General features: G+C 67.2%; 9 protein-coding genes and 1 tRNA gene. 6 read left to right on the top strand and 4 right to left on the bottom strand.

What is annotated here, in order from left to right; all coding sequences use genetic code 11:
* Positions 1–58 precede the first annotated feature (58 nt).
* Genes BKA10_RS15240 through BKA10_RS15230 form a run of 3 tightly spaced genes read left to right on the top strand, consistent with a single transcriptional unit; the run spans position 59 to position 4,223 of the window.
* Positions 59–904, top strand: coding sequence for a carbohydrate ABC transporter permease (locus BKA10_RS15240; RefSeq protein ID WP_241740015.1), 846 nt, complete (start codon positions 59–61; stop codon positions 902–904).
* Positions 901–1,731, top strand: coding sequence for a carbohydrate ABC transporter permease (locus BKA10_RS15235; protein WP_248199186.1), 831 nt, complete (start codon positions 901–903; stop codon positions 1,729–1,731). The genes BKA10_RS15240 and BKA10_RS15235 overlap by 4 nt, the downstream gene beginning before the upstream one ends.
* The gene (locus BKA10_RS15230) at positions 1,731–4,223 is read left to right on the top strand and encodes a beta-glucosidase (RefSeq protein WP_183500744.1); all 2,493 of its coding nucleotides are present in this window, start codon (positions 1,731–1,733) and stop codon (positions 4,221–4,223) included. The genes BKA10_RS15235 and BKA10_RS15230 overlap by 1 nt, the downstream gene beginning before the upstream one ends.
* A 142-nt stretch (positions 4,224–4,365) precedes the next feature.
* Here BKA10_RS15230 and BKA10_RS15225 read toward each other — a convergent pair whose 3' ends face one another.
* Positions 4,366–4,890: an ROK family protein gene (locus BKA10_RS15225; protein WP_183500743.1), complete on the bottom strand. Its 525-nt coding sequence runs from the start codon at positions 4,888–4,890 to the stop codon at positions 4,366–4,368.
* Positions 4,891–5,420: 530 nt separating this feature from the next.
* A tRNA-Ser gene (locus BKA10_RS15220) sits at positions 5,421–5,509 on the bottom strand.
* A gap of 125 nt (positions 5,510–5,634) precedes the next feature.
* Between BKA10_RS15220 and BKA10_RS15215 the strand changes: the two genes are divergently transcribed.
* The 3 genes from BKA10_RS15215 to BKA10_RS15205 all read left to right on the top strand — a co-directional run bounded on the left by BKA10_RS15215 (position 5,635) and on the right by BKA10_RS15205 (position 7,370).
* Positions 5,635–5,961 carry an antitoxin VbhA family protein gene (locus BKA10_RS15215; RefSeq protein WP_338402331.1) on the top strand — a complete coding sequence of 109 codons (327 nt, stop codon included), beginning with the start codon at positions 5,635–5,637 and terminating at the stop codon, positions 5,959–5,961.
* Positions 5,948–6,619, top strand: coding sequence for a Fic/DOC family protein (locus tag BKA10_RS15210; protein ID WP_183500741.1), 672 nt, complete (start codon positions 5,948–5,950; stop codon positions 6,617–6,619). Before BKA10_RS15215 ends, BKA10_RS15210 begins: the two co-directional genes overlap by 14 nt.
* A 202-nt stretch (positions 6,620–6,821) precedes the next feature.
* Positions 6,822–7,370: a hypothetical protein gene (locus BKA10_RS15205; RefSeq protein WP_183500740.1), complete on the top strand. Its 549-nt coding sequence runs from the start codon at positions 6,822–6,824 to the stop codon at positions 7,368–7,370.
* A 652-nt stretch (positions 7,371–8,022) separates the two neighbouring features.
* Here BKA10_RS15205 and BKA10_RS15200 read toward each other — a convergent pair.
* Together BKA10_RS15200 and BKA10_RS16995 are read right to left on the bottom strand one after the other, a co-directional pair.
* Positions 8,023–10,629 carry a family 78 glycoside hydrolase catalytic domain gene (locus BKA10_RS15200; RefSeq protein ID WP_183500739.1) on the bottom strand — a complete coding sequence of 869 codons (2,607 nt, stop codon included), beginning with the start codon at positions 10,627–10,629 and terminating at the stop codon, positions 8,023–8,025.
* Positions 10,626–15,293: a glycoside hydrolase family 3 C-terminal domain-containing protein gene (locus BKA10_RS16995; protein WP_183500738.1), complete on the bottom strand. Its 4,668-nt coding sequence runs from the start codon at positions 15,291–15,293 to the stop codon at positions 10,626–10,628. Before BKA10_RS16995 ends, BKA10_RS15200 begins: the two co-directional genes overlap by 4 nt.
* Position 15,294: the final 1 nt, after the last annotated feature.

Below are 15,294 nucleotides of genomic sequence, written 5' to 3'. Positions count from 1 at the left end.
GGAGACGTTGGTCACAGCGCCCGGCCGGCGCCCGCCGCGCCGCAAGTATGCGCACCGGATGTATCCCCTCTGGTTCCTGCTTCCGGGTGCCGCGATCTTCATCGTGCTGTTCATCGTGCCCACGTTCGCGTCGTTCTACTATGCGTTCACCCGATGGACGCTGTTCGACGTCGAGTTCATCGGCTTCGACAACTTCGTCACCTTCTTCACCGACCCCCAGCTGAGCAAGGGGTTCACCAATACGCTCATCTTCGGGGCGCTCACGGCCGGGCTGAAGGTCGTGCTGGGCCTGCTCATCGGCGTCCTCCTCACATCCGAAATCTGGGCGCGCGGCTACCTGCGCGCGGTCGTCTTCTTCCCGGTGCTGGTGAGCACGGTCGGCGTGGGCATCACCTTCCAGGCGCTGCTCGACCCGTTCGACGGCGTGATCAATCAGACCCTCGCGGTTTTCGGGATCGACGGGCCGGGGTGGCTGACCGACCCGAACCTCGCGCTCTATTCCATCATCGGGGTCGATGTGTGGCGCGGTGTCGGCCTGGCTGCGCTCATCTATATGGCCGGGCTCGTCGCGATCCCGCAGGAGTACTACGAGGCGGCCAAGGTCGACGGTGCGAGCGGATGGCATCGCTTCTGGAACATCACGCTACCGCTTGTGCGGCCGGCGACGACGACCGTCGTCATCCTGTCGCTCATTGGCGGGCTCCGCGAGTTCCAGCTGATCTGGGTGATGACCGGCGGTGGCCCAGGATTTGCCAGCGACGTTCTGGCATCCGTCATCTACAAGCAGTACGCGTACGGCTTCTTCGGACTGTCCACGGCGGGCAACGTCGTGCTGTTCGTCGTCGTCAGTGCCATCATCCTGCCGCTGTTCTGGTGGCTCAACCGGAAGCAGACCGAGCTGTGAGCCGCACCGTCACGCGCCATGTCACCGGGGTGGTCGCGATCCTCGTCTCGGCCGCCGTCTTCCTTGTGCCCTTCGCGTTCATCGTCATGCAGTCGTTCAAGACGGGCCCGGATTCAGCGAGCCTGGAATTCAACTGGCCGATCGACTTCGTCCTCTGGCAGAACATCGTCAGCGTCTTCCAGACGCGCGACTACATGCTGATCACCGCCTTCGTCAACAGCACCATCCTCACCGTGCTCTCGGTGACGATCATGGTCGTGCTCTCGGCGATGATCGGCTGGGTGCTGGCGCGGCGTTCCTCACGATGGAACCCGCTCATCACCTTCTTCATCCTGGCCGGCCTGATCGTGCCGCCGGCGATCGTGCCCACCGCCTGGGTCATGCAATCCCTCGGCATCTTCAACACGATCTTCGGGCTCGCGCTCATAGAGGTCGCGTACGGCATGTCGTTCTGCGTCCTGCTGTTCCGTGCGTTCGTGTCGAACATCCCCCGAGAACTCGACGAGGCCGCCGCCATCGACGGAGCGGGGCCTCTCCGTCTGTTCTTCCGAATCGGGTTCCCGCTGCTGCGGAGCGTCATCGTCACGGCGATCGTCGTGCAGTCTGTCGCGGTCTTCAACGACTTCGCGAACCCGCTGTACTTCCTGCCCGGCGAGGAGAACGCGACGGTACAGCTGACTCTGTTCAACTTCCAGAGCCAATTCCAGACGACCTGGAACCTGCTGTTCACCGACATCCTGCTCATCACGATCCCACCCCTTGTGATGTACATCTTCTTCAACCGTCAGATCGTCGCGGGCATGACATCGGGAGCGATCAAGGGCTGATGGACGCATACCACGACGATGAGCTCCGCGCGCTGGCCGAACGACTCAGTCTGGAAGAGAAGGTACTGCTCCTGACCGGGCGCGACTCCTGGTCGACATGGCCGCTAACGAAGATCGGCCTCCGTTCGATCGTGCTGTCGGACGGGCCCGCCGGAGTCCGCGGCGACACCTGGGATGAGCGGTCACCCTCGCTGAACCTCCCCTCCCCGACGGCCGCCGCCGCTTCATGGGATCGCGGCATCATGCGCCACTACGGCGAGGCGCTCGGCAGCGAAGCGGTCCGCAAGTCCGTCGACGTGGTGCTGGGACCCACGATCAACATTCAACGCACTCCTTACGGCGGTCGCCATTTTGAGGCGTTCAGCGAGGATCCGTTCTTGACTGCGGAGTTGGCGAGCGAATATGTCAAGGGCGTGCAGTCGTTCGGCGTCGGCGCGACGGTCAAGCACTATGTCGCCAACGACTCGGAGACCGACCGTTTCACGGTCGATGTCCGCATCGACGACCGAACGCTGCGGGAGGTGTATCTGCGGGCCTTCGAAACCCCGATCGTCGAAGGGCGCTCCTGGCTCGTGATGAGCGCCTATAACGCCATCAACGGCGTCACTGCGTCGGAGAATCCGCTGCTGGAGACACCGCTCATCGCGGAGTGGGGCTTCGACGGGGTGGTCGTCAGCGACTGGACCGCCGTTCGATCCGTTCAGAGCGCGCGGATGCCACAGGATCTCGCCATGCCCGGCCCGCGGAGCGCGTGGAGCGACGCTCTCGTGACCGCGGTGCGCAACGGCGAGGTCGATGAGAGCGCGATCGACCGCAAGATCCTGCGTCTGCTGCGACTCGCCTCCCGGGTGGGGGCGCTCGCCGCGTCACCGGTGCGCGACCGGCCCGCCCCGCTGCCCGACTCCCACCTTCTGTCGATCGCCCGCGATACAGCGGTGGCCGGAACCGTGCTCCTGAAGAATGCGGGCATCCTGCCGTTGCGCGAACCCGCCGGCATCGCCGTCATCGGCGAGGGCGCGGTCATCGCACGCACGCAGGGCGGGGGCAGCGCAACGGTGATGCCCGCGGCCGTCGTCACTCCATTGGAGGGCATCGAAACCGCATTCCCGGACGCGACGGTGACCTGGGCGCAGGGCGCGGCGGTCCATCGCGACCTCGCAGATCTCACGCCGGACATGTTCACCACGCCGGACGGCACGCCCGGCATGACGGTCCGCTATTTCTCGGATGGACGGCTTCTGGCTGAGGAGCACCGTCGCGCCTCCGGAATCGTCTCCTTCGACGGCGCGGCACTCGCCGCCCGGTCCGACCTCATCGAGATGCAGCTCACGTACATGCCCGCGGACACGACACCGCGAATCCCGATGAGCATCGCCGGTCTCTGCGCCTACGAGATCCTGGTCGGCGACGAAGTCGTCGCGCAGGGCGAGGTGCAGCTTCGGCCGGAAGACGACCCCGCGGCCGCCGTTCTGCACCCGCCGTCGACCACCTTCGAGGTCCCCGTCACCGACGGGCGGGTGGAGCTGCGTGCACGATTCGCACCACGGTTGGGCGAGATGGGGGACGCCATGTCGTTCCGCATCGGGGTTCCTGCGACAGCACGACCTCGGGATGAGCTCATCGACGAGGCGGTCGCCATTGCCCGGTCCGCGGACGTCGCCGTGGTCGTGGTATCCACATCGGCCGAAGTGGAGTCCGAGGGCTTCGATCGCAGCTCGCTGGTCCTGCCGGGAGCACAGGACGATCTGGTCCGAGCCGTTGTCGACGCCAACCCTCGCACCGTCGTCGTCGTGAACGCCGGGGCGCCCGTCGGGCTGCCCTGGGTCGAGGATGCCGCAGCTGTCCTGGCAGTGTGGTTCCCCGGTCAGGAATTCGGGCATGCTCTCGGCAGCATCCTGAACGGCGCCGAGGAGCCACGCGGCCGTCTTCCGATGACATGGCCCGCCGAAGAGTCGGCGATTCCGGTCACCACCGTCGCACCGGATCGAGGCGTGCTCCGCTACGACGAGGGCGTCCACGTCGGATACCGCGCCTGGCTCCGAGCGGGAGCCGATCCCGCCTTCCCGTTCGGATACGGACTCGGCTATACGGTCTGGGAACTCGACTCTCTTGCCATCGTCGACGAGGTCATGACGGAGGGCGACGTGATCGCCGACGTGACGGTTCACAACTCCGGCTCACGCGCGGGGAGCACGGTGGTGCAGGTCTACCTCGAGCGACTCTCCCCGTCGATCGTGGACTACCCCCAGCGATGGCTGGCCGGGTTCGCCGCCCTCACCGGCGATGCCGGTGAGGAGGTGCTGGCACGAATCGCGATCTCGCGACGAGAGCTGGCGCATTGGGCCGACGGCTGGTCGATCGAGCCAGGCGACTACCGTCTCAGTGTCGGCTTCTCGAGCTTCGATATCCGGGCGAGTGCGACGCTGACCTGCACCAGGGAGGGCGCGATCCTTGCGCGCCCAGAAGTCGGCGTCCGCGCGCGAACACCCTGACAGACGGACGACGCGGGTACGGACGCGGGAATTGTGTCACCCGAGTCGTTCGAACGCGCTCTGGATCGAGATGGCGGCGGCGGCACGCGCCCCAGTGAACCCGGTGTCGTCCGCATGCAGGCGGACATCGGACGCGCGCGGATCACGATCTTCGGCCACGGTGTCCCGCACCGTCTACTCGGCCACGGCGAACAGCCGTATGCCTCCCCGCGAGGACGACGTCAGAGTAGAGCCTAAGGTTCGCAGCGAGAGCGATGAACGTTCCCGCGAGGCCTATCCCCGCATCCGGGGTGCGGACGACCTCGCCGCCCGCGACCACACCGTAACCGACGCCGTCGCCAATGGTGATCACCGCGAATCCCTCCAGGCCGCGTCCGACGCCGAACCAGCGATCGGCCTCCGCCAGCGCGATGATGTCGTTCTCGACGCGGGTCGATAGCCCTGTCGCGTCCACCAGGGCGCCCAGCGGCACGGCATCCCGCTTCAAGAACGGCGCCCAGGCGACGTTGCTTCCGTCCGTCATTCCGCCGAGGCTAATTCCGATCCCCGTGGGTGCAGCGCCGCTGTCGGCGTGTCGACCCTTGGCGTCGACGACCGCTTCGACGATCGTGGCGGGCTCATGGTCGGTCAGCGCCACGACGGCCTCGCCGAGGAGTTGCGCCCGCACGTCCGTCAGAAAGACGTGCGCCGGTTTCCCGGTGAGCTTGAACCCCCAGGAATGTGCCGACCTTCGGCGAGACGTCCAGCGGGTGTGAGGGGCGACCCACGCCGTCGACGACGTCGGCGAGTCCGATGAGGATCCCACGATCGACGAAAGGCTTTGTCACTCGGGTCAGGCTCGCCGGAGACACTCCGAGACGGACGGCCAAGGCGGATCGCGAGAGCGGTCCGTGTATCAGCACGGTTCGAGCCAACCTTCGCCATTTCGCGGCATCAACCTGGCCACGGCTCGGCACCCTGTCAACGGCGTGGCCGAATACCTCGGCGACGACCCGCACACCGTCCTTGCCGTCTACGCCCACCTCCTCAGCGAGGGCCAGCGCCGCGAACACGCGCGACGACTCGCGCACGCAGAACCCAGGAAGTTCGGGGACCCCTGGCGGACCACTGGCAGCCTTCGGGCCGGAGGAAGCAGGACCAGCGCACTTCTGATCAGAAGCCAGAAAGGCCTGAAAGATCCTTTTGATCAGGGATTTTTGGCGGAGACGGAGGGATTTGAACGCTCGGTTCCCTTACGGGAACTCCACCTTAGCGGGGTGGACGGAGCCGAATCGGTCGGCGTCTCCGATCGAGCCACTTCTCCACTTGGTCGCGCGGATTCTCCCTCTCATCTGCCATATTCGAGTGCGCGTTGATCCGCTCGCTACGCACCCTATTCACTCGCACGCCCGGGAGAATCACCACCATCGGCATGCTCGGGGGCCTCTGGGGGACCCCTGACGCATCACGGACACAGCTGGCCCGTAAGAACGAGCCTCCACACCCGAGCTTGGTGGAGCCACGGCGCGAAGGCAACGAGAGTCGCATGGCATTGGTAAACTGGAGTGGGAGACGGGGAGTCGTTGTGACGATCACAGAACAGCGAGCGAAGCAGGTCGAAGCCGCGATCCACAGCGCTGAGATCGAGGGTCTGACAGTAACGAGTGCGACTCGCGCGGACGCAGACTCCTACGTTGCGGGCACCATCGATTCAGCGGAGCTCCTCGATCGAGTTCGCTCTCGATATGGCCTCACCTGACCCGGTCGACCCATACCTCATCCCCGGGACCGACGTTCTCCGAAATCGTCTGGGGATTGTCTCAACCGACGAACTCTCCGCGGCGGAGGCTGACCTGTCTTTCGCTCGCGCACTCCAGCTTCTCGAGGCACCGGTTGCAGCAACGAACGATCTGGAGGAGTTGCAACGCATCCACTTCCACCTCTTCCAGGATGTATACGACTGGGCAGGACAGATCCGCACGATCGACGTGCGGAAGGATGTGCCGGGCGCGCAGTTCTTCCTTCCCCACGGATACATCGGCCACGCTGCCGCCATCTGCTTCGCCGAACTCGCGGAAGACAATCACCTCGCTAACCTTCCCCGCGCCGCGTTCGTCGACAAGCTCGCATGCCACTACGAGAAGATCAACTACATTCACCCGTTCCGCGAAGGCAACGGGCGCGTGCAACGCATCTACTGGAACCGAGTAGCCCTCGCCGCCGGCTGGCAGCTCGACTGGCGTCCCGTGCACGGCGAAGAGAACCACACCGCAGCCCGCATCGGCTCCGACCAGCAAGATCTCGGACCCTTGGCCACAATGTTCGACAAGATTGTGACCACACCGGACGCATCCTCCCCCGTCGCCTGGTCTACTGAAGAGATCCGGCGACTTTCCATCTCGCCTCCGCACAAGTAGTCCGGCCTGCGATCACGACGACGAGAGGTCAGCCGACCGCCCAGCGGACGCAAAGCGCGTGGTGCCACGCGCGACGTCACTTGCGGGCGTAGCCCGGATGAGGATCCCTATACGGGCGCCGCGCGATAGTGGCACCCACCGTGCATGTGGATCGAAACTCCGAATGAGTTGTGGGGATTTCGTGCTCGCTAGGATCGCTCTTATGCGTCGTGAGCAGTCCAGGCTGATCGTTCGCGTGACGAGTTTGCTGCTCGTCGTGAGCGCGCTGACCGCGTGTTCACCGGTGGTGGGCGACGCCGATGTCGCGCCCGTACCAGCCTCCTCACCCTCTTCCGTCAGTCCAGACGCGGTCGAGTCGTCGACGAGCGCTGATCCTTGCAATTCCACTAGCCCCGGGCCGGCGAACGGTGCGCTGCTCGACGTCGGGCTCTTCGCCGCCATGACGGACCTGGGGGCGCGGAATGGTGCGACTGGCGATGTGGTTTACGCTGACGACGGGTCGCTTGCGTCGTACGTCGTCGCGTCGGGAGATTCGTTCGGGGCAGTCGCGGAACGCGTCTGCGTTGGCTACTACGGTTTGGAAGCGCTCAACGCTGTCCGACGGAACGGCCTTTACGCGGACTTCGGCGACTCCGTCTTGTATGAAAGTGACGTGCTCAACCTGAGCCCGCACACGATCACGTCGGTGGGGAGTCAGAATGGCTCCTCCTACTCCCACACGCCGGTATTCGGCCTGCCGCCCCAGCGCTAGCGGGCCCGCCGTATCGTCGAATGCGCGCAAGTCGCACGCGCGCGTGGATGAAGGGGCTCGCATAGCTGGCGCGCACGATTGCGCCCTGGCCGTCCCTCATACGGGCGGCAGTCGACGAGTGGGCTCCACCTGGGGGGGCTCCACCTGTGCGGGGTGGCGTACTCCACACCATCGATCTCCGTTTCGCCGCGGAATCACGCGGGAGTCGGCGCGTGGAGTGGCCCCAGTTGAGGGAAGGAGATGCTCCAGAGGTCCCCCGAGGGTCCCGTTGGGGACCCCTGGACGCTGAGAGCCGCCCATTTAAGCGACATTCGAGCCGAAGGCACAGACGAGAAAAACCCCGATTTACCGGGGATTTTTCGGCGGAGACGGAGGGATTTGAACCCCGTCGGGCGAGATCAGCGCCGTTCCGGTCCGTTCGTCCTCGGTCCGTTGTCCGCGAAAACTTCGGTGTTCGTGGGCCGTGCACCCTGCCCTGGATCCTTCTCGATCAATGCCGACCTCACTCAGCTGTGGGCACCGTGTGGGCACGACATCTCGGCACCCGGGAGCGATCTCGCGCTAGGCCATCGGCACGATGAAGGTCAAGATGGTCGAGCAGAAGGTCGTCGGGATGCACGACTTCAGTGTCGAACGCCTCGACCGCGGTGGGTCACGCCGCAACGGTCGGCAACTCCCACGAGTGCGCGCCGGCCTCGACGACGCGTTTCGAGCCATCTGGCAGGACGACATCCGCTGTCGTGTTGGCCGGCACCTCCACCTCGACCGCCAGCGTCTCACCGGTGATGCGCCACTCGCTGGCCACGGTGCCGTAGGGGCTCGTGTAGCGCGCACTCGCATGGCTCAGCGAGCCCCCGGGGGTGGGCGCGATCGTAAACCGGTTCTCGCCGTTGACGCGGATGCCGGCGACGGTGTCGAACAGCCACTGGCACACCGCGCCTGGCGAGTAGTGGTTGTGGCTCTCCTTGCCTTCCCAGTCCTCCCAGATCGTGGTGGCGCCGGCTTCGACCTCGGCGAGCCAACTGGGCGACTGCGTGTTCTCGAGCATGCGGTACGCGACATCCGCCCGCCCCGCTTCCGTGAGCGTCGGCAGGACGAAAGGCGTCGAGAGGAAGCCGGTGCCGACCCGATAGTCCCGCCGCTCGACCGCTTCGACGAGTCGTGCGGCGACCCTCGACTTCACCTCCCCGTCGAGCAGTCCCAGCGCGAGGGGGCGCACGAGCTTGGCCTGGCGATCGGTGTCGATGGTTCCGCCCGCGACGAACAGGTGGTTGTACGCCTGCATTGCGCCGTCGGCATACTCGGTGTATCGCGCGGCATCCGCCTGATCGCCGAGCTGCTCGGCGATCTCGGCGAGGTGCGCCATCGTGTAATGCAGGTACGCCGTTGCCTCTTCAGTGCGCGGGACGCGGCCACGCACCGAGTCGCGGAACTCCTCGGGTTCGAGCCACTCCCCCAGGTGCATGCCCTTCTCGTAGACGTAGCGGTTGTACGGATTGGATGCCGCGGCCGAGCGCTGCTTGTGACCGGTCCGGCCGATCATGTACTCGCCGTACGCACGCATCATCGGATAGAACTCGCGCAGCAGGTCGGCGTCGCCGTAGCGCTTCCAGAAGCGATACGGCACAAGGACAAGCGCGTCCGCCCACCCGACGGATCCGCCCGTTGCGTCGTACATCATCGCGACCCCGTTGTAGGGAACGACAGCCGGCGCGACACCCGACTTCTTCTGCGCATCGCGCAGGTCGCGCAGCCACTTGCGGTAGAAGGCAGCGACGTCCATCAGGTAGGCGGCGGTGTCGAAGAAGATCTGCGCGTCGCCGGTCCAGCCGAGCCGCTCCCGGGTGGGGCAGTCGGTGGGCACGTCGAGGAAGTTGCCCTTCATGCTCCACCGCGTGTTCGCGACGAGCTGGTTGATACCGGGGTGCGAGCACTCGAAAGTGCCCGTCTGCTCCATGGCCGAGTACACCGCGATCGCCCGGAAGTCGGCGGGGTCCACGTCGATCTCGGTCTCGAGGAGTGCGTAGCGGAATCCGAACACCGCGAACGCCGTGCGGTACTCGTTCACCCCCTCGGCGCACGTGTAGTCGACCTCCTGTTTCGGAGTCGGTTGCAGCTCGCCGCGGATGCGGTCGGCGTTGTCGGTCATCAGCAGAACCTCGCTGATGCGCCCGAACTCACGGACCGGCTTGCGCAGCTGGAAGTTCTGCTGGGTGAACTCGCCGTGCTCATCGAGGGTCTCACCCATCCGCAGGCGGATCCGCTGCCCGTCGCGGGCCGAGACGGTGAACCCGACGAAACCGGCGATGTTCTGACCGAAGTCCAGCACCCGCGCGCCGCTGGCAGTGGTCACCAGGGTGGGCGTGAGAACCTCGTACGCGAGCACCGGGACGTTGTCGGATGCCGTCGGCTCGACCTTCGGCGCAGGGACGACCCGCGCGCGTTCGGCGTAGCCCGGCGACCGGCGGGCGTCGATGGTCTCACCGTCCTTGAGGTCTGTGAAGCGGACCGGTCCGTCGTTGCTCCAAGACCACGACCCGTCGGTGCCGATCGTCTGGCGGCGTCCATCGGCGTAGGTGATCTCAAGCTGGGCGAGCACGGAGGTCTGCCGGCCGAAGACGTTGGTCTGGCCGTAGGCGGCCAAGGATCCCCGGAACCAGCCGTCGGCCAGCTGCAGATCGAGCGTGTTCTGCGCACCGAGCAGGGCGGTGACATCGTAGGTCTGGTACTGAATGCGCGAGCGGTAGTCGGTGCTGCCGGGCGCGAGTTCGAACGCGCCGATGCGATGCCCGTTGAGGTGCCCCTGGTAGACGCCGCGGGCGGTGGCGTACAGGCGCGCGTGGGCGACCTTGGCTGTCGTGGCGAACGAGGTGCGGAAGTGGTCGACTGGGTACCGGGTGTTCTTCTTGGGGGTGTAGTCGCCGGCGATCCACGTTCCTGCCCAGTCCCCTGGCTCGAGCAGGCCCAGCTCGAACGACGAAGACGCGTCCTGACCCGCGAGGTCCTGTTCGTCCCACAGCGTGAGTGTCCACTCGATGCGGTCACGGCTGGTGAGCCGCGCACCCTCATACGCGATGTTCGTCATGCGCGGCGACGCGACGCGACCGCTGTCCCACAAGACCTCGCCGGCGCGCGTAGCGACGATTCGGTAGGCGCTCTGACGTGTGCCGCCCTCGACGTGCCACGAGAAGCGGGGCGCGACGATGCCGAGGCCGAGCGGCTCGTCGAGATACTCGGTGCGAAGTCGGACCGCTCTCATAGGGGCTGCTCTGACGCGTCGGCGTCCGCGCTGTTGGCGAGCGCAAGCATGCCGGCGAGCTGCTCGGGCCCGAGCTCGCCGCCGCTGAACGCAACCAAGCGGTTCACGGGGATCTGCGCCATCATGACCGCGGTGTCGACGCCCATTGCGGCATCGTTGTCGTTGGTGTGCTCCGACTGCCGTGCGCTCAGCGCAGCGACCATGGGGCCTGCGACCGGGTGCGCCATCAGCTCACCGAGCGTCGAGTGCTCGGTCAGCGGTAGCCGAACGGCATCGCCGTCGACACTCACGTGCACGGCGGCACGGATGTCGCGACTGGATGCCGCGGCCGAAACCTCGTACGTGCCTCCCTCTACGACCCAGCGCGCGACGGCCTCATCCCAGTACGCGAGGTCGGCGCGGGCGATGTCGATGGTGACTCGCTGCGCGGCGCCGGCGGCGAGCTCGACGGTCGCGAACCCCTTCAGCTCGCGCACCGCCCGGGGCACCCCGCTGCCTGGCGCACCGACGTACACCTGCACCACTTCGCGACCGTCACGAGCGCCAGTGTTCGCGACGACCACCGAGACACGCAGCCCTTCCGTGTCCGACTGGACGTCGAGGTCGCGGTAGGCGAACGAGGTGTAGGACAGTCCGTGCCCGAACGGGTAGGTGACACCGAGGTCGCGGGCGTCGTACCAGCGATACCCGACAAACACGCCTTCGTCGTAGCGCACTACCGATCCGGCCCCTGGGAACGAGAGGAACGCGGGAACGTCCGCCAGCCGGCGTGGGACGGTCTCGCTCGTCCGCGCCGACGGGTTCACCACGCCGAAGAGCACGTCGGCGATACCACCGCCCGCTGCCTGCCCGAGCAGGGCGCCGTCGATGATCGCGGCCGCCAGCTCGTCGACTTCTGCGAGCCGCACCACGCCACCGTGACTGAGCACGACGACCGTGCGGGGCTGTGCCGTGCGAACTGCGCGGAGCAGTTCGACCTGCTCGGCGGGCAGGTCGATGTGCGAACGGTCGAACCCTTCCGACTCATCGTGGTCGTCGAGCCCGAGGAAGACGACGGCGGTGTCCGCGGCCGTCGCGGCGGCCACGGCCTCAGCCCGCAAGGCGGCGGCGTCGCCGGCATCGCCGAAGCCGGCCGAATAGGTGACCTCTGCCGCGCCGGCGAGTGCCCTGATCTCATCGAGCGGAATGTCGATGCGTGCCGCGTTGACGTGTGAGCTGCCGCCGCCCTGAAACCGGGGAACGGTCGCGAAGGGGCCGATGACGGCGATCGTTCCGCCCGGGGCGAGCGGAAGCAGCGCGTCATCGTTCTTCAGCAGCACGATGCTGTGCGCCGCCGCCTCGCGCGCGAGGGCATGGTGCGCGTCGAAGTCGACCGGTTCTGCCGCCTGGCCGGCCGCGACTCGCGCGCGCGTGAGGAGGCCGGTCACACGGCCCGCGGCGAGCTCGACGCTCCCCGCGTCCAAAGTCCCAGCGCCGACGGCTTCGACCACGGCCCGATCCGAAACCCCATGACCGCCCGGCATCTCCAGATCGAGGCCCGCCGCCACCGATGCGACGCGGTCGTCGACGGCCCCCCAGTCGCTGACGACGACACCCTCGTAGCCCCACTCGGTGCGGAGCACGTCGGTCAGCAGCCAGCGGTTCTCGCAGGCATAGACGCCGTTGACCCGGTTGTACGCGGCCATCACCGTCCAGGGCTTCGCCGTGCGCACGACCTTCTCGAACCCGCGGAGGTAGATCTCGCGCAGCGTGCGCTCGTCGACCCGGGAGTCCGAGCGCATCCGGTCGGTCTCGCAGTTGTTGGCCGCGAAGTGCTTCACCGACGCGCCGACGCCACCGGACTGGACCCCGCCCACCCACGCCGTGCCGAGTACGCCGGTGAGGTGCGGGTCCTCGGACAGATACTCGAAGTTGCGCCCGGCGCGCGGATCGCGCTTGATGTTGATCCCGGGTCCGAGCAGCACCCCCACCCCGTAATGGCGTGACTCCGCCGCGAGCGCCCGACCGACCCGCTCGACGAGAGCGGGGTCCCACGACTGCGACAGCCCGGCCGCCGGCGGAAAGCAGGTGGCCGGCATGCTGGGCGCGATGCCGAGGTGGTCGACGTCGGCATCCTGTGCCCGCACCCCGTGCGGACCGTCGGACATGACGACCGCCCGAAGACCGGGCAGTTCTTCCGTCTTCCAGAACGAGGCGCCACTGCCGAGGGCGGCCTGAGTCTCGAGGTCGGTCGCAGTCATCTTCCACCTCCGAGGGTGCTGTGTGCTCAGCGCAGGCACGCGGTCGGCGGGCATCAGACCGATCGTCGCGTCGCCGTGCCGTCGGCTGCGGGCAGTCACCACGATCTCACCCTCGGTCGCGGTGCGGCGGATACCGGCGAGCGCGGAGCCCTGGTGGGTGGTGTGGGTGGCAGAGGTGAACGATTCCTCGGTGGCGGGCGCCGCGCTGCCGAATCCCACGAGCTCACCGGGCCCGTCGATCGTGAGGGTGATCTCATCGGATGCCGCGAAATCGACCACGCCGCTCTGATCGGCAAGTTCGGCCCACACGAAGGCGATGTCGTCGCCACCCTTCGGCTGTTCGACGCGGAGCGTGAGCGTGCACCTGTCGGCGGTGCGCAACGAGGAGCGACCGGCCTCCACTCCGCCGCGGTAGGCGACGGCCACCAGCTCGCCCGGCTCATACACGGTGCGGAAGCGCGTGACGAAGCCAGCGCGCCTGCCCGCACGCTTGCGGCCAAGCGACCGGCCGTTCAGGATCAGCTTCACCTGATCCGCGTCGGAGTAGACCTCGATGTGCGCGGCGCCCGCGGCACCGCGCCATGACCAGCTGGGCACGGCGTCGGAGGTGCGCCACGGGGTGCGGTTGGCGCGGTGGCCGACACGGTCCATGGGCCGCACCGCGATGGCGGGGGCGTCGAGAAGTCCCCACACGGCCCGCGCGAGGAAGACGGGAGCGCCCGGCCTGCCCAGGATGTCGAAGGCGCCGGGGCCGGCGAGCAGCGCCGGGTAGGGCTTGTTGAGCCCGCCGGCGTCGTCGCCGTAGCTCCACACGCCGATGCCGGCTTCGCCGAGGTAGTCCCAGCCGGTCCACATGAAGTCGCCGATCACGCCGGGGACCTTCTCGACGCGCCGCCAGATCTGGGGTAGGTCGCCGGGCATCGATTCGCTGCCGACGATGACGCGATCCGGGTAGCGCTTGCGGTCGGCCGCGTAGCGCCCATAGGCGTAGTTGTAGCCGGCCACGTCGACGGCCGCGAACGCGTGCTTACTGGCTTTGTCGGCCGCCGGCAGCCGCGACACCAGCTCCATGACGCGTCCGAGCTTCGCTGTGAGCAGGTTGGCCGCGGTGCTGGTGGCCTTCTTCTTCTCGCCGGCGCCCTTGGGCTTCTCCCGGTGGACGTTCGTGCCGCGCGACGCCATGACGTTCAGCAGCAGGTTGACGGCCGTGGTCGTGGGCCGGGTGGGGTCGAGCTCTCGCACGAATGCGCTGATGCGGCGGGCGGCGTCCTGCCCGGCATCCGTGGCGGTTTCGGCGATCTCGTTGCCGATCGAGTACATGATCACCGAGGCCCGGTTGCGGTCCTTGGCGATCATTGACCTCGCGTCGTCCGGCCAGACAGCCTCAAAGTCATCAGCGAGGTCGTGGGGCGTCTTGTGCTGCAGCCACACGTCGGTGAGCTCATCCATGACGTAGAGTCCGAGTTCGTCGCAGGCGTCGAGGAACGATCGCGAGAGCGGGTTGTGCGAGCTGCGGATCGCGTTGTAGCCGGCTTCCTTCAGCATCCGGGCACGACGGCGCTCGGCCGCATCGAAGGTGGCGGCTCCGAGGATGCCGTTGTCGTGGTGGATGCATGCGCCGCGTAGCAACACGGCGGTCCCGTTGATGCGCACACCGTGCCGCGCGTCAACGGCGAGGGTGCGGATGCCAAATCGCAGCCTGCGCTCGTCGACGACGCTCTCGCCCCGTCGAACCGTGACGCTGACCTCGTACAGGTACGGCGTCTCCGCCGACCACAGCCGCGCATCGGGCACGGTCAGCTCGAGGCGCGCGACCCCGGCGATCACGTCGGCGGTCGCCACCGCGACAACGGCATCATCGGTGGCGAACTCGACCTGCACGCTCATGCCGTCGGTCTCGCCGTCGACCGCGATCGCTGCGTCGACGGCGGCGGCCGGGGTGATCGTGCGTGTGTCGAGTCGGATGCCGTCGTCGGCGATGCGGGTCGCGCCGACCTGCTCGAGCCACACCGGACGGTAGATGCCCGAACCGGTGTACCACCGGCTGTTCGGCGTCCGGCTGTTGTCGACTTCGACGATGATGCAGTGCGTCGAACCGCGCTCGAGTGCGCCCAGCGGGGCGGAGAACTCGCGGTAACCGCTCTCGTTTTGGGCGACGACCGCCCCGTCGAGCGACACCGTCGTGGTGCCATACACGCCCTCGAAGAAGAGCCGAAACTCTGCCCCCGCGGCATCCGTCGGCACGGTCCATTCGTTCTCGTAGCGGTAGACGCCGCCGGGGAAGTACCCGCCGTGGTTGCCGGTTTCGGCGTCGGCCGACCGCTGTTCGCCGATCATGGCGTCGTGCGGCAGTGTGACGGGAACGGGTTCGGACTCGGCGGCGCGGCGGAAGGTCCAGCCCTCGTGGAATTGGGTGGTGCTCATG

Source organism: Microbacterium invictum (genome assembly GCF_014197265.1).
GTDB lineage: Bacteria > Actinomycetota > Actinomycetes > Actinomycetales > Microbacteriaceae > Microbacterium > Microbacterium invictum.
This window is presented reverse-complemented; position numbering and strand designations above follow the sequence as displayed.